The sequence below is a fragment of the Flavobacterium paronense genome (assembly GCF_030409795.1).
GTDB classification, from domain to species: Bacteria; Bacteroidota; Bacteroidia; order Flavobacteriales; family Flavobacteriaceae; genus Flavobacterium; species Flavobacterium paronense.
In genome coordinates, this window is the sequence record NZ_JAUFQN010000019.1 from 2,899,218 (window position 1) to 2,917,106 (window position 17,889).

The window sequence follows — 17,889 nt, forward strand, 5'->3', positions numbered from 1 at the left end:
TATTTTGGCTAATCTTTTATAAAAATTCTATCGTATCCATCAGGAACACTGTAAGGAAATGTTAAATCTTCATTAAACGTTATCGAATTATAATCTATTATAATGGTTGTTTTCCCTTTCTTCTGAAACGCATTTATCGTCAAACCGCCTGGGAAAATTCCCGAAGCAAAATCCTGAAAATTAGGATAATTCACTTCAAAACTTCTTTCTTTTTCCGGTTGGCTAATTTCTTGTTTTTTTAATAAAAAATGCTCTGCTTCAAAGAAAAAAGATTTTTCGGTTTTGTCTTCAACAGCATTCAATTTATAGAATTTATCGGTTTCCGTAAACGAATAATTCCCTTTTTTCAAATCGTCAATCGGTTGCCCAATTAGCATGTTTTGTATTTTATTGAAATCTAAATCGGTTCCCAACCATTGGCTTAATACTCCATAATTTCCTTCGAAGTAGGTTCCGTTTATCTTTTCATAATACTTCACTTCACTCGGAGTTATCAAAGCTTTTGCCATTGTAATACCTAATACACGAATACTGACTAAAATCTTTTCATCTTTCTTGATTTTGATTTCTGCCGAAACACTTTGCGAATCGTCTTCGTGTTTATATTTAGCGCTTGATCTAATATATAACGTTGAAAAATCATTTTTATTATTGTAATGATTTTGGATTATTTTGTCAGAAGTTAAAACATACTCATCCTTTACGACCGTTGAAGGCGTTTTGGTATCAACTAAAACCGCTTTAGATTTGCAGGAACTTAAAAAAATAATCGCCAGAATAAACAATCCTTTTTTCATTATTTTTTTTGTTTTTTTATGAGTTGATCTGCTTTGGCAAAATATTTTTCTTTCTTGTTTATATCTCCTAAACCACTATATGCTTCGCCCAACTGAATATTAAAATTGATTTCCAATGGCTCATCATCAACAACAAAATCTAATCCCGATTCTAAAAATGTAGTTGCTTTTTTAAAATTTTTCATTTGATTATTGGCAAGTCCGACATAATAATAAAACTGCGGTTGCGTTGGAAAAAGCTGGGTCAAGTCATCTGCTTTTTTGGCTAAATCCTCAAATTGCTGATTTTCTGTGTACCCTTGTAGCAGCAGTAGTTGCGTTTCTACATCATCTTCTTTGCTTTTTAAATGCATTCCAAAGTACTTAATGGCTTTTCCCCATTCAGCTTTAGCGTAATAAAATTTTCCGATTTCTTTGGCTACATCAATAGTTTTATCATTGTCAAAATAAGAAATTGCTTTGTCTAAATCGGGTTCGTATTTTGGATTGTTTTTAGTAAAAATTAGAAACTCATTGAGCATTCTGTGTTTAATTTTAGAATCAATTTTTTTACTTGGAAACACAAGATTCATCGCTTTTACTGCATTATCGCCGTCATTATTATTGATATTAAATTTAAACAAACTTACTTGTGCCCAATCGGAAGTTGGAATTTCTTTTTCTAATTTCTGAGCAATTTCTAATGCTTTTTCTTCTTGATTGCTTTGTGAATACATATAAATCAAAGCAATATAATTGGATTCTTCTTTTGGAAATTTCTTAAGTTGCTCTAACAAATTAAACTTTTCAGCCGATTGGTATTTGGTGTCTTTTAGAATATCTGCTTTATACAATTCGCGTTTTTCGGTTTTCCCAAACTTTGAATTTAATTCATTAATGAGTTCCAATGCTTTGTCAAATTGTTGCGTATTCATATAAAGTGAAGTCAAATCTTCTTTATACTCTTCCTTGAAAGTTACCAGTTTTTCAACTATCGGAATCGCTTTGTTGTAATCTTTGGTTTCATAGCAAACATCATACATTCCAACCCAAGCCCAACGGTTTTTCGGATCCATTTTGGCCGCTTTCTCAAAGTTGTCGTAGGCATCTTGATACTTTTTTTGAGCTAAATAATTTTTGCCTAACTCAAAATAAACTACTGGATTATCGGGTTCAATAACTTTTCCTTTTTCCAAAGCCTCGATAGCTTTATCGTAGTTTTCCATGCTTTTTTGCTGGATAGCTTCATAGAATAAATCTTCAAATCCATCGTCTATAGTCACAACATCATTGTCTGGTTCTTTTTGAGCCAAAACAACATTGGGAATACAAAAGATTCCAAAAAATAATAGACAATAAATTTTTAAGTTTTTCATTTTTTATTCTAAAACCGAGTAATCTCCAATGCTAATGCTGGTAAAATCGCCATCAAAGCTAGCGTGATTTCCTATCATCGCATTATCCAAATGTGCGTTTTTAATATGAGAATGATTTTGAATCAAACTGTTTTTAATTTCAGCATTTTGAACGTGACAGCCATCGCCTAGAGAAACGTTTGGACCAACGATCGCGTTAATTAAAACAACATCTTTTCCAATATAGCAAGGTGGAATGATACTCGAATTTTCCAATTTTACATCATAATCTACCAAATGTTCACCGTCATTGTGCAAAAATCCGAGCATTCGTGAATTAGTCTCTACTGTCACATCTTTGTTGCCACAATCCATCCATTCATCAACTTTCCCCGGAACAAATTTCATTCCTTTGGCCATCATTTGTTTTATACCATCATTAATTTGGTATTCACCACCGTGAATGATATTGTTATCCAAAACCGACTGCAGTTCCTCTCTTAAAACGGAAATTTCCTTGAAATAGTATATTCCGATAACGGCTAAATCAGAAACAAATTCTTTTGGTTTTTCTACCAATTCTACAATTTCGCCTGCATCATTTAAATTGATTACTCCAAATGCTTCCGGTTGATCAACCTGTTTTACCCAAATCACGCTATCGGCCGTTTTATCTAAATCGAAATCGGCGCGTATTAACGTATCGGCATAAGCAATTACGGCTGGACCGCTTAAAGAATCTTTAGCGCACATAATCGCGTGACCGGTTCCGAGAGCTTCATTTTGATAATAAATGGTTCCTTTTGCTCCTAATTTTTGGGCAATCGCAATCAAATCTTCTTCTACTTTTTTACCAAAACTTTCGTGAATGATGAAAGCCACTTCATCTATTTTCTGATTTAAAACTCCGGCAATATCTTCTACCAATCGATGCACGATTGGCTTCCCAGCAACTGGAATTAATGGTTTTGGAATGGTTAATGTGTGTGGGCGAAGGCGTGAACCACGACCTGCCATTGGTACTATTATTTTCATGTTATATCTATTTAAACTTCAAAATTCTTTATTCAAAATTGAATATTCAACCTTTTTTGAATTTAGAATATCCAACTTGGAATTTTGAACTTCGAAGTATTATATTGCTTACTTTTTACTTCTTGATGTTTCTAAACTTTTTACAAAAATCGATATTAATTCATCATTTTCTTTAATTGCTACTATCAAATCTTGTTCATCCTTCAAATACAATTTCCCTCTATGAATAATTTTTAAACACGAATAAGTTTCTCTTAATTCCTTTAGAACGACTGACATTTTATGAATAAAATCATTTCTTGACTCTGCACTTTGAGCTTCGCTGTAATTTAATGATGGTGATGTGCCTGATCTTACAATTTGTCCTGACAAATGATTTCCGGCTTTTGTTACTTTTATATTGTCTGTAATATTTATTATTGTTACTGCAAAATCAATTAATCGTTCGTGTAAATCAAATATTTTCATGGCTTGTATTTGTATATTAAACTTCAAAATTCTTTATTCAAAATTGAATATTCAACCTTTTTTGAATTTCGAATATTCAACTTGGAATGTTCAATTTTGAAATAAATCCACTTTAATTAACTTCAAAATTCTTTATTCAACATTGAATATTCAACCTTTTTGAATTTCGAATATTCAACTTGGAATGTTCAATTTTGAAATAAATCCACTTTAATTAACTTCAAAATTCTTTATTCAAAATTGAATATTCAACCTTTTTTGAATTTCGAATATTCAACTTGGAATGTTCAATTTTGAAATAAACACACTCTACTTCACTCCTATACTTCAAAATTCTTTGTTCAAAATTGAATATTCAACCTTTTTGAATTTCGAATATTCAACTTGGAATGTTCAATTTTGAAATAAATCCACTTTAATTAACTTCAAAATTCTTTATTCAACATTGAATATTCAACCTTTTGAATTTCGAATGTTCAACTTGAAATGTTCAATTTTGAAATAAACCTACTTTACATCACTCCCGTACTTCAAAATTCTTTGTTCAAAATTGAATATTCAACCTTTTTGAATTTCGAATGTTCAACTTGGAATGTTCAATTTTGAAATAAATCTACTCTAGTTCACTACAGTACTTCAAAATTCTTTATTCAACATTGAATATTCAACATTTTTTGAATTTCGAATATTCAACTTGGAATGTTCAATTTTGAAATAAATCCACTTTAATTAACTTCAAAATTCTTTATTCAAAATTGGATATTCAACATTTTTTGAATTTCGAATGTTCAATTTTGAAATAAATCCACTTTAATTAACTTCAAAATTCTTTATTCAAAATTGGATATTCAACATTTTTTGTATTTCGAATATTCAACTTGGAATGTTCAATTTTGAAATAAAACGCTCCTAATTATTTAACTCCTGTGCTGCCAAAACCGCCTTCGCCGCGTGATGTTTCAGATAATACTTCAACTGAAATCCATTCCGCTCGTTCGTGTTTGGCAATGATTAGTTGCGCTATTCTTTCGCCGTTTTCTACGACAAAATTTTCATTGGATAAATTTACTAAAATCACACCAATTTCTCCGCGATAATCGGCATCAACTGTTCCGGGTGAATTGAGAACAGTTATTCCTTTTTTGGCTGACAAGCCACTTCTTGGGCGAACTTGTGCTTCGTAACCTATTGGCAATTCAATAAAAAGGCCCGTTTTTACAATCGCTCTTTCTAGAGGTTTTAGTTCTATAGGTTCTGTCAAATTTGCTCTTAAATCCATTCCAGCTGAAGCAATGGTTTCATAATTTGGCAAATCGTGTTGTGATTTATTGATAATCTGGATCTTCATCAGGATTTTGTGTGTTTGGAATTATATCTTTTACAGTTGGTGGTGCTGATTTTCTTCGGATAATCGCATTCAGCATAGTTTTTTCGTTGTAATATATGAAATACAGAAAAACCAGCAAAAGGGCAACACCAACAAAATAATTTTCACGGAAGTAATAAAAGGAAATTATAGAAAACACTATCGACAATCCTAAATAACCTCCTATTTTTTTCATGTCATAGGGAATTGGGTAATATCGGTTTCCCAATACATATGAGATAACCATCATGCTGCCATAAGCTGCTATAGTTGCAATTGCCGATCCCATATAGCCATCTGAGCCATGCTCCTGGAAGATAGGAATCAGTAGAAAATTCAGCACTAGGGTAATCACAGCACCAACTATTGAAATATAAGCCCCGATGTACGTCTTGTCTATCAATTTGTACCAAACAGAAAGATTGGTGTAAATCCCTAAGAAAAAATTGGCGAGGATAATCAGTGGAACGACTTTCATCGCAACCCAAAACTGTTGATCTCTAATCATGAGTTGTTTGAATAAATCGGCAAAAACAATTACTGACAACAGAATAAAAGAGCCAAAAATCACAAAATATTTAGTCACAGTCGCATAGGTTTCGCTTGCTTTATCATTAGATGAATGGCTAAAAAAGAAAGGTTCTATACCTAAAGTATATGCCGTTCTGTATAAAACCATAAACAAACCAAGTTTGTAGCATGCGGCATAAACGCCTACTTGCTCTTTGGCAATGTTTGCAGGAAGAAGTTTTTCTAAAAGGATTTTGTCGAATTGATCATTAATAGCAAAGGCAATTCCGGCGACTAAAATGGGTAATCCGTAGCGCATCATTTTTTTCCAGAGCTGCCAATCGAATTGCCATTTGATATTGAAATAATTGGGCAATAAAACTAAAAAAGTCAGGAAACTGGCGATGATGTTCGAAATAAAAATATAACCAACCTGAAAATGCTCAAAGTACAAGGAACCAAGGAATGAATCCGGCGAATCTTTAGCGATTTTGGGTAAATAAATAAGGAAGAAAAGATTAAACAGCAAATTAACGACTACATTTCCAATTCGGATAACGGAATATCGAATTGGCATTCCTTTAGCACGCAGCTTTGAAAATGGAATTACAACAAGCGCATCGAGCACGATAATCCAAATCGTATACGTGATGTATTGCACATCAAACCCAATAAGTGCTGCGAGCTTGTTTCGGAATAACAGCGAACCGGCAAGAAATAGTAAAGACGTAACCAGTATCGAAAGCGTTGAAGTCTCAATGACACTTTCCTTGTTTGCTTCTTTATTGTAAAACCTGAAAAAAGAGGTTTCCATTCCATAGGCCAATACTACATTAAAAAAAATCATATAAGCAAAAATGACGTTTACCGAACCGTATTCTGCTTTTGGAAGATAGTGCGTATAAATTGGCACCAGCAAAAAACTGAACATTCTTGGCAAAACTGTCGCCAGTCCATAAATAGCTGTTTGTTTAAAAAGATTTTTATATAAACTCAAGGTCTTAAATATTGCTTTCGAATTGAAACAAAAGTAACCAATTCTTTGGTTTATGTTAAGCCGTTTTCATCTAAAATTTTAACGAAGTGAAAACCTTTGGGACCAAATCCTTGATTGTAGTAAAAACGATGCGCCAGAAAATTAGAAGTATAGGCATCAAGAACAATATTGGTGCAGCCTAATGTTTTGGCTTTAAGTTCGACAAAGTCACAAATCATCTTGCCAATTCCTTTTGAGCGATGGTCAGGATGCACAATAAAGTTGTCAATTTCTAATGCTTTCCCGCACCAAAGTTTGGTTTGGAACCAAAGTCCGGTAACGCCAATGCATTCGTTGTTTTCAAAAACTGCCACCTGAGAATAATGATTCGGAATCATAACTTCGAGAAAGGATTTGTACTTCTCCGGAGTCATTTTGGTGTACATTAAATGCATCAAGTCAAATTGTGGCAACATTTCCTCTAATGAAGTAAGTTCTTTGATTTCCATATCTAATTTCATAACGAAGAAACGAATTTATAAATGGTTAAAAAAAGATAGAAAAAAATCATAAACAGAAAAAAATTCTTGCCCAATTTGAGTTTGTGGTTGTCATATTTTTCAAATGCAAGTCGTACTTTGTCATCTGTTTCTAACGGTTTTTTTAAAGCTTTTTTGTGAAGGTAATCCATTGCTTTATAAAAAACGCCAAACATCAACAACATAATAATTAAGTCAATATAAGTTCCTTCCATTTAATTACGCTTTTTCAACTTTAAATGTAATAAAAAAAGAGTCAACATTTCTTCTGACTACCATAGGAAAATCTAATCAAAAAAAATTAAGCAGCTTCGACAAACCTTCGAGGCTGCGTCGACAATCTCTCGAGGCTGCGTCGACAATCTCTCGAGGTTGCGTCGACAAACCTTCGAAGCTGACTGATTTTTTTCTAAGTTTTATCAAATAAAAAAAGAGCCAACGTTTGTTGGCCCTTTTTAAAATATTGTGAATTTGTAATTATCCTTTTAAACGCTTCGCTTGTTTGAAATTTGAAAAAACTATCGTTTTTTTTATCCTTTCAAAGCTTCCGCTCCACCAACAATCTCTAAAATCTCGTTAGTAATTGCTGCTTGACGAGCTTTGTTATAAGTTAATTTCAATTGGTTTCTCAATTCGGTGGCGTTATCCGTTGCTTTGTGCATTGCTGTCATACGCGCTCCGTGTTCAGAAGCAAATGAATCTCGGATGGATTTATACAATTGAGTTTTCAATGATTTCGGAATCAATGTCAATACAATTTCTTCTTTTGATGGCTCAAAAATATAATCCCCTGTTGAAGCTGGTTTATCTGATGCAATTGGTGCTAAAGGCAAAAATTGTTCGGTTTGAACGATTTGTGTTGCCGCATTTTTAAACTGATTGTAAACAATTTCAATTTTGTCATACTCACCAGAAGTAAATTTTTCAATTAGCGCTTCAGCAACTGTTGATACATTCTCAAAAGTCAAATTATCAAAAATTGCATTGTGATGCGCATGTACCGTATGCGTTTTTGCTAAAACATCGTTTCCTTTTTTACCTATTGGGAAAATATCAACTTGTTTTCCGGCATACCCTTCCGCTACTACTTTAACTTGCTTAATAACGTTGGTATTAAAAGCGCCACACAAACCTCTGTTAGACGTTATGGCTACAATTAAAACTTTGTTTATTTCGCGTTGTGATGTGAACTCTCCGCCAGCATCTCCATCTAAAGTGGAACTTACATTTTGTAAAAGCTCGGTTAATTTTTCGGCATAAGGTCGCATCGCTGTAATAGCATCTTGAGCTTTTTTCAGCTTTGCAGCAGAAACCATTTTCATCGCCGATGTAATTTGCATCGTAGATGAAACTGAACTAATCCGATTACGTATTTCCTTTAAGTTTGCCATATTGAATTTGAAAATTAGTTAATTTGAAAATTTGAAAATGGCTTACATCTTCAAATTCTCAAATCTTCAAATAATTTAATTAGTATTTCGCTGAAAGTTCTTTAGCTACTTTTTCTAAAACATCTGTAATATTGTCATCCAATTTACCTGCTTTTAAAGCGTCTAAAGTATCTCTGTGCTTGTTATTTAAAAAGCTGATGAACTCTCTTTCGAATTCTTTAATCTTGTTAACCGGAACACTTCTTAACAAGTTTTTAGAACCGGCGTAGATAATAGCTACTTGGTCTTCTACTGTATAAGGATCGTTAACGGCTTGTTTCAAGATTTCAACGTTTCTTCTTCCTTTTTCGATTACGTTTAAAGTAACTGCATCTAAATCAGAACCAAATTTTGCAAACGCTTCCAATTCACGGAATTGCGCTTGGTCTAATTTCAACGTACCGGCTACTTTTTTCATCGATTTAATCTGAGCGTTACCTCCAACACGAGATACCGAAATACCTACGTTAATCGCCGGACGAACTCCTGAGTTAAACAAATCTCCATCCAAGAAAATCTGTCCGTCAGTAATCGAAATTACGTTAGTTGGGATATACGCAGAAACGTCACCTGCTTGTGTTTCGATAATTGGTAAAGCGGTTAATGAACCACCACCTTTAACGATACCTTTTAAAGTATCCGGCAAATCATTCATGTCTTTTGCGATATCATCATCCGCAATTACTTTACAAGCTCTTTCTAACAAACGAGAGTGCAAGTAAAATACGTCTCCAGGATAAGCCTCACGACCCGGTGGTCTTCTTAACAAAAGAGACACCTCACGGTAAGCCACCGCTTGTTTTGATAAATCATCATAGATAATCAAAGCAGGACGACCTGAATCTCTGAAATATTCTCCGATTGCAGCTCCGGCCATTGGCGCATAAACCTGCATTGGTGCTGGGTCAGAAGCGTTAGCAGCTACAATTGTAGTATAAGCCATTGCTCCTTTTTCTTCTAATGTTTTAGCAATTCCGGCAACCGTAGATGCTTTTTGTCCAATTGCTACATATATACAATATACTGGTTTTCCAGCATCGTAAAATTCTTTTTGGTTCAAGATGGTATCGATACAAACGGTAGTTTTACCTGTTTGACGGTCACCAATTACAAGCTCTCTTTGACCTCTTCCAACCGGAATCATCGCATCAATAGATTTGATTCCTGTTTGCAACGGTTCTGTTACCGGTTGACGGAAGATAACTCCAGGCGCTTTTCTTTCTAATGGCATTTCGTATAATTCTCCACCGATTGGTCCTTTACCATCAATTGGTTCGCCTAGTGTATTTACTACACGACCTACGATTTTTTCACCAACTTTAAGAGAAGCGATACGTTGTGTTCTTTTTACGGTAGACCCTTCTTTAATTCCGGTAGATGGTCCCAAAAGTACAACTCCAACATTGTCTTCTTCTAAGTTCAAAACGATAGCTTCCAATCCGTTGTCGAATTGTACTAACTCACCGTATTGAGCGTTTGATAACCCGTAAACACGAGCAATACCATCACCTACCTGAAGAACAGTTCCTACTTCTTCTAATGTTGCACCTGATTCAAAACCAGATAATTGTTTCTTTAATATTGCTGTGATTTCAGCTGGATTGATTTCTGCCATTTTGATATATCTTTAATGGTAATCTAATTATTAAACTCTCTTTTTAATTCTTGTAATCTGTTTGAAACAGAAGCATTGTATTGTTTGTCGCCTATTCTCAAAATAAATCCACCAATAATTGATGCATCGACTGTGTTTTGAATAGTTATTTTTTTAGTTGAAATAGTCGCTGCTTTTTCCAAAATCTTAGCTTCTAAATCAGCTGTGATAGGAAAAGCAGTAGTTACTTTTGCCACCTCAACACCGTTCATTTCGTCAAATTGAGCGTTGTATTGTGTAGCAATAGCTTCTAATATTTCAAATCTTTTGTTTTCTTGTAGCAATCTGAAAAGCGATTTGGTATCAGCTTGAACCGACCCAAAAACTTCAGACAAAGCTTTCATCTTCACTTCTGAAGTAATGATTGGGCTCGCCAAAAAATCTTTTAAATCAGCACTAGAGTCAACCGCAGTAATGATAGATTTCATATCCTCATTTACCTGACTGGCTTTTCCGCTTGAAACCGCTGTTTCTATAATTGCTTTCGCGTATCTAATCGCAGCTCTTGACATATTAGTTTAATTTAACGTCGCCCAACATTTTCTCAACCAATTTAGTTTGAGAAGCTTTGTCGGCTAATTCACTTCTTAATACTTTTTCCGCAATTTCGATAGACAAAGAAGAAACTTGATTTTTCAATTCTGCCATCGCTGCATTTTTCTCGCTATTGATGGCTGCTTTTGCCTGTTCAATCATTTTACCGGCTTGAACTTGTGCTTCGTCTTTAGCTTCTGAAACAATTTTATCTTTAATTTCTCTTGCTTCTTTTAGAATAACGTCTCTTTGAACTCTAGCTTCAGCTAATAGTTTTTCGTTATCCGATTGCAGGTTTTGCATGTCTCTTTTTGCAATTTCTGCAGAAAGTAATGCATTTTTAATTCCTTCTTCTCTTTCATTAACAGCATCAAGAATTGGTTTCCAAGCGAATTTTTTCAACAAGAAAATCAATAACAAGAAAATTAATGATTGCCAAAAGAACAATCCAAACGAGAAATCATTTATTAACTTTTCCATAATTTAATAAGTAATTATATAGGTAAAAATTTTAATTCAATTTTTTAAAGATAAACCAAAGCTACAACCAACCGTTGCAGCTTATGGTTTAGTTTTTTTTGGATTAAGATACTGCGAATAACGCTGCGAATCCAATTCCTTCAATAAGTGCTGCTGCAATAAGCATCACTGTTTGAATTTTTGCTGTAGCTTCTGGTTGACGAGCAATAGCATCTAATGCAGAACCACCGATTCTACCGATACCAATTCCTACTCCAATAACTACTAATCCTGCTCCAATAAGGTGAAGATTTCCTTCCATAATGTATATATATTTAATTAAACATTCAAATTTTAGGCATTAGGCAAAAGCCATAAGCCATTAATGATGTGCTTCTTCGTGGTGGTGTTCTTCAACAGCCGAACCAAAATATAAAGCGGTTAACATAGTAAAGATATAAGCTTGTAAAAGCGTTACCAATATTTCAATTAATGAGATAATGAAGGATAGTCCGAATGTTAACGGGCTTCCTATCCAGCTTTTGAAAACGAACATCATCCCGATTAAACTCATTATTACAAGGTGGCCTGCAAACATATTCGCGTACAAACGTATCATTAATGAGAAAGGCTTGATGATGGCTCCAATAAGTTCAATGGGTGCCAAAATAAATTTCATTGGAACTGGAACACCAGGCATCCAGAAAATGTGCATCCAATAATCTTTCTTTGCTGTGAATGTTGTGATGATAAAGGTTACAATAGCCAATCCAAAAGTTACTGAGATATTACCTGTAACGTTGATTCCGAATGGCATCATCCCTACAACATTTAAAAACCAAATGAAGAAGAACACCGTCAATAAGTGACTCATGTATTTTTTATAGTGTTTTTCACCAATGTTTGGAATTGCAATTTCGTCGCGAACAAACAATACAATTGGTTCGAAAAAACGTCCAGCTCCAGCAGCAACGCCGCCGTTTTTAGAATATGATTTACCTAAGCTTCTGAATAATAAGAACATCAAAAGTGCAATAATCAACATTGATAAAACTCCTTTAGTAATAGAGAAGTCTAATGGTTTAGCATTTGTTGGATGTCCTTCATGCTCAGTTAAAGCGCCGGTTGCATCCGTTTTGTAGATTTTTTCGTGGTGTAAAACATAATAGTTTCCGCCATCTTCAGCTACTTTTCCTTCGTCAAATTTGGATGATGAAAAAACGTGAAGTCCACCATCCCAAAGGATTATTGGTAAAGGGAAGCCATATTCTTTTCCGGTTTCTTTGTCGCCTAAAAGCGTAAAACTGTGTGCGTCTAAAACGTGATGGTTTTTTACTTCGTCAATTTGCTCTTTAATTTCAGCTTTAGGATCTTGATTTTCTTTGGCAACAGCTTCTGTATTTTCCGAGGCTGGTTCAGTAGGGTTTGCTAACACTACAGAAGGTAAAAAAGCGATTAAAGCTACTATACTATAAAGGAATGATTTTTTTGAAAACACCATAACTATGATTTTGTCTAAATTTTATTTCTGAAATTTGGTGCAAAAGTACACTTTTAATTAATATTAAAAAGTATAAGTTTTATTTTTTTTGACAGAATTGTTGATTACAAAACAATTTATTGCTTATTGTTTAAAATCCTGATGGTTAGATAGGTTTCTATTGCCAAAAAGTAAATAAATATGAAAAAGAAATTCATCTTTTCAGTAGGCGTTTTTGCAAGATGTATATGGATAATTGGTCTTAAAAGTGCGTAAGCAATTACCATCTTTAAAGTAGTAAATGCCAAAAAAGCATAGCCAACATAATTTAAAGCAACCTCTTTAACTTTGGCTAACGCAAATACGATTGCCATTGAGAGAATCGCAAACAAAACATAAAGCAACGGTGTTGAATAAATGAAGTTGTCTTCAAATGCTGTCGGAATAATGAAATGGGTAATTACTTTATGGATGATAAGTCCAATTAGTGCCGCAATAAAAATTGTAATAAAGGAACTGTATTTTTTTAAATTCATTCTTCTTCCGATTTGTTGATTTCTTTTAACTGTCGGGCAATGTTATAAAATGCTAGTGCAACACCAACCATCGTTAAAATTTTTACGTATAAATTGTATTTGTTTAGGAATTTGTGGTCGAGCCATTGCCCTAATTGAGAGAACAAGAAAACAATAATTCCCATTTGAATGGGAATATTAATTAGTGCCAACCATTTATTACGCTGTTTTTTCTTCTGGGGACTTTCCATCGGTAATCATGCTTTTTACATGAGGTTTCATTATACATGACGCGCTGAATTCGGCTCCGGGTTCAACCGAAAGTTTTCCGCATATTACTTCACCCAAAATGTGGGCTTTGGATTTTATATTAAGGATTTCCTGCACTTGAATTTTACCTTCAAACTTCCCTTCTATATCGGCATTTTTACAGATGATATCACCTTTCACACTTCCGGCGGGACCAATAACAATTTTCCCTTTAGATTGAAAGTTTCCATCCAAATGACCATCCAGACGAAAATCTGCAGGCGAATTTATATTCCCTTGAATGGTTGTTCCTTCAACGATTCGGTTTGTTTTACCTAATAAATCCGTATATGATTTTGGGCTTTTTTCAAACATGATTGCTATCCTTTTTTGTCTACTTTTCCTCCTCCGCCTGGTGATGGTGGTGGTCCAAACTCTTGGTCTTCACTTTTTTGATTTCCTGCTTTTTGATTATTCCCTTTACTAATATTATTATTTGGGTTATCCTGAGGATTATCTTGTGGGTTGTTATTTACAACCGGTTTAGGTTTTACTGGATCTGGAGCGCGTTCTAATGTTCCGTCCCAGTTTGGTTGTGCTGCTGTTTCCGGAAGATTTCCTGCTAAAAACTCGTCTAAATTCTTTTTAATTTGAACTATAGTGTAGTTTTCTGCTGAAATAATTATCGGCGTTTCTTGCACTTTATAGTCTTTATAGTCTTTTAAAATTACGGTAATGCCATTCGCTAAATCCTCGGAGTTAATGCCATGCAATACCACAAAATTATCGGTCATTGTATAAATATCTAAAGAAACCGAGAGTTTGTTTAAACTTCTGTCGGCAATGAATTTTTTTAATTTTTCACGAAGCGCTTTTGTTCCAGCATTTTCAAAATCTTTAGTTTGGTATAGGATTTTCCAATTTTTAGAAGGTGCTTTTGACAACTTTAATGCTTCCAATTTTGGCAAATCAACAGCCAGTAATTTCTCAGCTCTTTTACCCTCTTCACTATTTGGATAATTTAAAGCTACATAATTTAAGGCTGTACTAAATTCAGCAAGTCCGCTAAGTTTCCCCATTATGTTCGCTTTTAACAACTCTAATTTTGGAACGATTTCATCTCCGGTAAATCGATTAATAGCGGCTTCGGTGGCTGTTAAAACTGTTTTGAGTTCTCCGTTTTGGTATTGTTTGTAAATGTTGGTATAAACTACATTGGGTGAATCGCTTGACTCTGAAATGTCACCTGATGGATTCAGTAAAATTTGAGCGTAACGGGAATTAGGATAATCGGCAATGATGCTTTGTTTCATTGCAACAGCTTTCGATTTATCTAAAATTTCATAAAGTTTATACAAATGGTACTTGGATGGCAACACTAATCGTTCTTCCGGATTGTCATTTAATAACTTCTCAAATTTGTTTACGGCTAATTGATATTCTTTAAATTTCTCTTTGTAAATAATGCCAAGCTGATAGTTAGCAAAGTTTCTTTCTTTGCTCAAACTGTCTATAACGGTTTGTGATGACGGAATTTGTTTTATATAGAAATCCGGTGTAAAACGCTCATCTACAGCAGCAACATCTTTGTCATCTTTGTTCTCTTCGTTATTTTTGCCGTCTGCATCTTTTCCTTTCACGTTGTTTTTTTCCGAAAGTGATGAAACGCGCCAATTGTCCTGCAAGGTTCTATTGCCCCAATTTTTGGCAAACTCTACTTTACCAAAAGCAACCGTCGTTGGGTTATAAAAATAGAAAGCCCCTTCACCTCCTGAGGCTATAGTATTTGGAGCTTTAGGAGTTGACGCCTTTGATTTTTTTGCCTCTGCAGCATCGTCTGAATCGATTTTACCATCGTTTCTCTCTTGATTTTCTTTAAGTTGCGCTGCTTTTTCTGCCGCCTTTTTTTGTGCTTCTTCTGCTTTTTTAAGTTTTACAATGTAGGCTTCAAAGTAAGCTGTTCTTTCTGCACTTGGCATTTTATACAACGAAATGATACTATCATTGGTTTGTGAGATGGCTTCATATTTTATAACATCTTCCAGATTTTCCCTTTTCTTTTTTATCAGATTAAATTCTCTGGTCCTTGGTTTTAACTGAACTAAGGTGCTGTCATAATAATTACCGGCTTTGACGAATTTGGAATCTATGAAATACAAATCGGCCAGGTTTCTGTAATTGGAAGCAATAAGATAATAGTCTTGCGTTTTCTTTCTCAAAGAAAGATTGTATTCTTTTTTGGCTCGTTCTCTCTTATTCGTTTTTTCATAAAACAATCCCAGTTGATGGTGTAAGACATCCAAAAAGGGTCTGTTTTCTCTGTCTTTCAATAGGTCATTGTATTTTTTTAGAAAAGCTACCGTATCGCCTTTCTCATAATCAAATTGTGCTGCTTGTCTCGCATGAGCATGAATTACGTAGGCTTTAGCTGCTTTTCTCTTCATGTCAATCACCGTTTGGTAACTTGCATAAGCGCTGTCTTTATAGCCAAGCTGTTCGTATATCTGACCTAAAATATAATTGTATCTTGATATTTCTTCTTTCGATTTAGTGCTTTCTTTAGCGATTTTAAGTTTGGCAACAGCACTGTCTTTCTGTTCTAAATTTAAAAAAGCCTGAGCCAAAGTAGCATTGGCATCGGCAAAAATCTGATCTTTAAATTTAATCTCCTTCAGCAGTTTTCGGAGATTATTTACAGCTAAAGCATCGTTATCCAGACGCATATTAGTTTTTTCTCTCCAAATTTTTACTTCGTATATTTTATTGCTATTTGGAGATTTGTTTAGCACATAGTTGAATGCATCCAAAGCGGGTACAAAGCGCTGATCATAATATCTTGCTTTTCCAAGCATCATATAAGCTTCGTCCATTTGTGGGTTTTTCTCCGAACCATTAATGTTCATCGAATGCTTTTGAATTGCTTTGGTTGCTTTGGTTTCAGCTTTCTCAAAATTGGCATTTTTAGGTTTGCCCTGATTAAGATTGTCTTCTGAAACCTGCATTCTTTCTACAGGAAGAATTTCCCAAAAATTATCTACATTTTGAAGTTTTACTTCTGCAACTCCTTTGTCTAAGCCAATTCCTCCGTTATATAAAATGTTGTCTTTCGTACTAAGTGCATGTGAATTTCTGGATAGCCACGTGTTTCTCTTGGTAGAACAAGCGATCAAAAAAAACAATAATCCCGAGAAGAAAAAATATTTAATTGTAGTGGTTTTCAAAGCAAAACGTTTAGTGTTATAACGCAAAAAAGTCATAAATAGTATAACTAACGGGTAAAAATACGTTTCTTTTTGATATAGCAAAAAATTAGCGGTAAGTTTTTACCATTATTGATAAATACATTTAAGCAAAGGCCTACAAGATGATACTAATCAAGTTAGCAACGATTGTTTTGATATGAATTGACTTTTAACGCTTTTAAGACAATTCTTGAAATTTTTTCCTGAATTCTATTGGGTTAGAAATTTTAGGAAATACTTCTCTTGAACCTCCGGTACCTACAATTGTAATGGTGCCATAACCCAGTATTCTGCCCAATATTCCCTGATCTACATTAACACTTTCAATTTTTGAAAGATTCATTTCAAATGTTTTTCTGCTAATGAGTCCTGTCTTTATAATTACACGTCGATTAGTAATGGCGAACTCATCAGAATATTTGTCAATAAGTGGTGCAATAAATAACGTTAAAAGGGCTCTTAGATTGCAAAAAATTATCCAATGATAGGTGGTTTCTAATTCTACGTGTTCGTCTTTAATTAAATTATTGTTAATGTAAGTTCCCATTATTTTAGCTTGTTTTTTTCTGAAATTAGTATGCTTATTTTAAACCGCAAAAAACGCTTCCAATTCCTTTAAGGTTTCCGGCGATGTTTGGATGTCTTTCACCACTTCGCCCAAATGCAGTGCTACAATTCGGTTACAAACCTCAACAGTATGAACCAAATCGTGAGAAGAAACCAAAACAGTAACGTTAGGATTTTCGGCTAATTCTTTGATGATAATTTTTAATCGGTTCACGGTTGTTGGATCTAAATTAGCAAAAGGTTCGTCTAAGATAATCACTTCCGGATTTCCAATTAAAGTGGCGATGATGCCTACTTTCTTCATATTCCCTTTAGACAAATCTCTTAAATACTTTTTGCTGTTCAGGATTTCCCCATTAAAGAATTCTTCATGCTTTGTCAAAAGTAGGTCAACATCGGCTTTGTTTTGTCCACGCAAATCGCCAATGAAATAAAAGTATTCTTCGGCAGTTAAATAACCAATCAAAAAGCTTTCATCGATAAAGGCTGCTGTGAAAGGTTTCCACGCTTCGCTTTTGTCTACTTGTACTTCGTTGTTGATTATGTGTCCGGAACTTGGCTGAATTAAATCCAATAACAAACTAAAAAAAGTGGTTTTCCCAGCACCGTTATTTCCGACTAATCCAAAGCTTTGTCCTTTAGGAATTTCAAGACCTGGCATGTTTAAAACCATTGTCCCTAAATTATATCGTTTGGTTAAATTATTTACTTGTATCATGTGTTTTGGTATGTGT

The 17,889-nt window shown here is 34.2% G+C and carries 19 protein-coding genes; all 19 read right to left on the reverse strand.

Features of this window, described 5'->3' with window-relative positions; translation table 11 throughout:
* Nucleotides 1-8: 8 nt before the first annotated feature.
* The 19 genes from lolB1 to QWY90_RS13940 all read right to left on the reverse strand — a co-directional run bounded on the left by lolB1 (nt 9) and on the right by QWY90_RS13940 (nt 17,873).
* On the reverse strand, nt 9-797 hold the full coding sequence (gene lolB1, locus QWY90_RS13850; RefSeq protein WP_290286600.1) for a lipoprotein insertase outer membrane protein LolB1: 789 nt from the start codon (nt 795-797) through the stop codon (nt 9-11).
* The gene (locus QWY90_RS13855) at nt 797-2,152 is read right to left on the reverse strand and encodes a tetratricopeptide repeat protein (protein ID WP_290286601.1); all 1,356 of its coding nucleotides are present in this window, start codon (nt 2,150-2,152) and stop codon (nt 797-799) included. The genes lolB1 and QWY90_RS13855 overlap by 1 nt, the downstream gene beginning before the upstream one ends.
* A 3-nt stretch (nt 2,153-2,155) precedes the next feature.
* On the reverse strand, nt 2,156-3,166 hold the full coding sequence (locus QWY90_RS13860; protein WP_290286603.1) for a sugar phosphate nucleotidyltransferase: 1,011 nt from the start codon (nt 3,164-3,166) through the stop codon (nt 2,156-2,158).
* Between the two features lie 108 nt (nt 3,167-3,274).
* Nucleotides 3,275-3,634, reverse strand: a complete 360-nt coding sequence (locus QWY90_RS13865; RefSeq protein WP_290286605.1) for a four helix bundle protein — start codon at nt 3,632-3,634, stop codon at nt 3,275-3,277.
* Between the two features lie 913 nt (nt 3,635-4,547).
* Nucleotides 4,548-4,982 (reverse strand): dUTP diphosphatase, encoded by a 435-nt coding sequence (gene dut / locus QWY90_RS13870; protein ID WP_290286607.1) that lies wholly within the window; start codon nt 4,980-4,982, stop codon nt 4,548-4,550.
* Nucleotides 4,960-6,507 (reverse strand): lipopolysaccharide biosynthesis protein, encoded by a 1,548-nt coding sequence (locus QWY90_RS13875; RefSeq protein WP_290286609.1) that lies wholly within the window; start codon nt 6,505-6,507, stop codon nt 4,960-4,962. Before QWY90_RS13875 ends, dut begins: the two co-directional genes overlap by 23 nt.
* 50 nt (nt 6,508-6,557) lie before the next feature.
* The gene (locus tag QWY90_RS13880) at nt 6,558-7,007 is read right to left on the reverse strand and encodes a GNAT family N-acetyltransferase (protein ID WP_290286610.1); all 450 of its coding nucleotides are present in this window, start codon (nt 7,005-7,007) and stop codon (nt 6,558-6,560) included.
* A 548-nt stretch (nt 7,008-7,555) separates the two neighbouring features.
* Nucleotides 7,556-8,416 carry an ATP synthase F1 subunit gamma gene (gene atpG / locus QWY90_RS13885; protein WP_290286611.1) on the reverse strand — a complete coding sequence of 287 codons (861 nt, stop codon included), beginning with the start codon at nt 8,414-8,416 and terminating at the stop codon, nt 7,556-7,558.
* Nucleotides 8,417-8,495: 79 nt separating this feature from the next.
* Nucleotides 8,496-10,070, reverse strand: coding sequence for a F0F1 ATP synthase subunit alpha (gene atpA, locus QWY90_RS13890; protein ID WP_290286612.1), 1,575 nt, complete (start codon nt 10,068-10,070; stop codon nt 8,496-8,498).
* Between the two features lie 23 nt (nt 10,071-10,093).
* A complete protein-coding gene (gene atpH, locus QWY90_RS13895; protein ID WP_290286613.1) occupies nt 10,094-10,621 on the reverse strand; it encodes an ATP synthase F1 subunit delta in 528 nt (175 codons plus the stop codon).
* Between the two features lies 1 nt (nt 10,622).
* Nucleotides 10,623-11,123, reverse strand: coding sequence for a F0F1 ATP synthase subunit B (locus QWY90_RS13900; protein ID WP_290286614.1), 501 nt, complete (start codon nt 11,121-11,123; stop codon nt 10,623-10,625).
* 103 nt (nt 11,124-11,226) lie between these two features.
* Nucleotides 11,227-11,424, reverse strand: a complete 198-nt coding sequence (gene atpE, locus QWY90_RS13905) for an ATP synthase F0 subunit C (RefSeq protein ID WP_264520066.1) — start codon at nt 11,422-11,424, stop codon at nt 11,227-11,229.
* Nucleotides 11,425-11,484: 60 nt separating this feature from the next.
* A complete protein-coding gene (atpB, locus tag QWY90_RS13910; protein WP_290286619.1) occupies nt 11,485-12,603 on the reverse strand; it encodes a F0F1 ATP synthase subunit A in 1,119 nt (372 codons plus the stop codon).
* Nucleotides 12,604-12,719: 116 nt separating this feature from the next.
* Nucleotides 12,720-13,118: a hypothetical protein gene (locus tag QWY90_RS13915; protein ID WP_290286621.1), complete on the reverse strand. Its 399-nt coding sequence runs from the start codon at nt 13,116-13,118 to the stop codon at nt 12,720-12,722.
* Complete coding sequence (locus tag QWY90_RS13920; RefSeq protein ID WP_336622164.1) at nt 13,115-13,309, reverse strand: AtpZ/AtpI family protein; 195 nt, start codon at nt 13,307-13,309, stop codon at nt 13,115-13,117. Before QWY90_RS13920 ends, QWY90_RS13915 begins: the two co-directional genes overlap by 4 nt.
* Before the next feature lie 7 nt (nt 13,310-13,316).
* The gene (locus tag QWY90_RS13925) at nt 13,317-13,721 is read right to left on the reverse strand and encodes a bactofilin family protein (RefSeq protein WP_290286623.1); all 405 of its coding nucleotides are present in this window, start codon (nt 13,719-13,721) and stop codon (nt 13,317-13,319) included.
* 5 nt (nt 13,722-13,726) lie between these two features.
* Nucleotides 13,727-16,567 carry a type IX secretion system periplasmic lipoprotein PorW/SprE gene (porW, locus tag QWY90_RS13930; RefSeq protein ID WP_290286624.1) on the reverse strand — a complete coding sequence of 947 codons (2,841 nt, stop codon included), beginning with the start codon at nt 16,565-16,567 and terminating at the stop codon, nt 13,727-13,729.
* 199 nt (nt 16,568-16,766) lie between these two features.
* Nucleotides 16,767-17,135, reverse strand: coding sequence for a PH domain-containing protein (locus QWY90_RS13935; RefSeq protein ID WP_290286625.1), 369 nt, complete (start codon nt 17,133-17,135; stop codon nt 16,767-16,769).
* Nucleotides 17,136-17,174: 39 nt separating this feature from the next.
* Nucleotides 17,175-17,873 (reverse strand): ABC transporter ATP-binding protein, encoded by a 699-nt coding sequence (locus QWY90_RS13940; protein WP_290286627.1) that lies wholly within the window; start codon nt 17,871-17,873, stop codon nt 17,175-17,177.
* Nucleotides 17,874-17,889 lie beyond the last annotated feature (16 nt).

What these genes read in the sequence shown, in the direction of transcription:
- atpG (WP_290286611.1), bottom strand. Translation starts at nt 8,416, where the DNA reads ATGGCAAACTTAAAGGAAATACGTAATCGGATTAGTTCAGTTTCATCT.
- QWY90_RS13925 (WP_290286623.1), bottom strand. Translation starts at nt 13,721, where the DNA reads ATGTTTGAAAAAAGCCCAAAATCATATACGGATTTATTAGGTAAAACA.
- QWY90_RS13865 (WP_290286605.1), bottom strand. Translation starts at nt 3,634, where the DNA reads ATGAAAATATTTGATTTACACGAACGATTAATTGATTTTGCAGTAACA.
- atpH (WP_290286613.1), bottom strand. Translation starts at nt 10,621, where the DNA reads ATGTCAAGAGCTGCGATTAGATACGCGAAAGCAATTATAGAAACAGCG.
- QWY90_RS13880 (WP_290286610.1), bottom strand. Translation starts at nt 7,007, where the DNA reads ATGAAATTAGATATGGAAATCAAAGAACTTACTTCATTAGAGGAAATG.
- QWY90_RS13935 (WP_290286625.1), bottom strand. Translation starts at nt 17,135, where the DNA reads ATGGGAACTTACATTAACAATAATTTAATTAAAGACGAACACGTAGAA.
- QWY90_RS13940 (WP_290286627.1), bottom strand. Translation starts at nt 17,873, where the DNA reads ATGATACAAGTAAATAATTTAACCAAACGATATAATTTAGGGACAATG.
- QWY90_RS13915 (WP_290286621.1), bottom strand. Translation starts at nt 13,118, where the DNA reads ATGAATTTAAAAAAATACAGTTCCTTTATTACAATTTTTATTGCGGCA.
- atpA (WP_290286612.1), bottom strand. Translation starts at nt 10,070, where the DNA reads ATGGCAGAAATCAATCCAGCTGAAATCACAGCAATATTAAAGAAACAA.
- QWY90_RS13860 (WP_290286603.1), bottom strand. Translation starts at nt 3,166, where the DNA reads ATGAAAATAATAGTACCAATGGCAGGTCGTGGTTCACGCCTTCGCCCA.
- atpB (WP_290286619.1), bottom strand. Translation starts at nt 12,603, where the DNA reads ATGGTGTTTTCAAAAAAATCATTCCTTTATAGTATAGTAGCTTTAATC.
- dut (WP_290286607.1), bottom strand. Translation starts at nt 4,982, where the DNA reads ATGAAGATCCAGATTATCAATAAATCACAACACGATTTGCCAAATTAT.
- QWY90_RS13855 (WP_290286601.1), bottom strand. Translation starts at nt 2,152, where the DNA reads ATGAAAAACTTAAAAATTTATTGTCTATTATTTTTTGGAATCTTTTGT.
- atpE (WP_264520066.1), bottom strand. Translation starts at nt 11,424, where the DNA reads ATGGAAGGAAATCTTCACCTTATTGGAGCAGGATTAGTAGTTATTGGA.
- lolB1 (WP_290286600.1), bottom strand. Translation starts at nt 797, where the DNA reads ATGAAAAAAGGATTGTTTATTCTGGCGATTATTTTTTTAAGTTCCTGC.
- QWY90_RS13900 (WP_290286614.1), bottom strand. Translation starts at nt 11,123, where the DNA reads ATGGAAAAGTTAATAAATGATTTCTCGTTTGGATTGTTCTTTTGGCAA.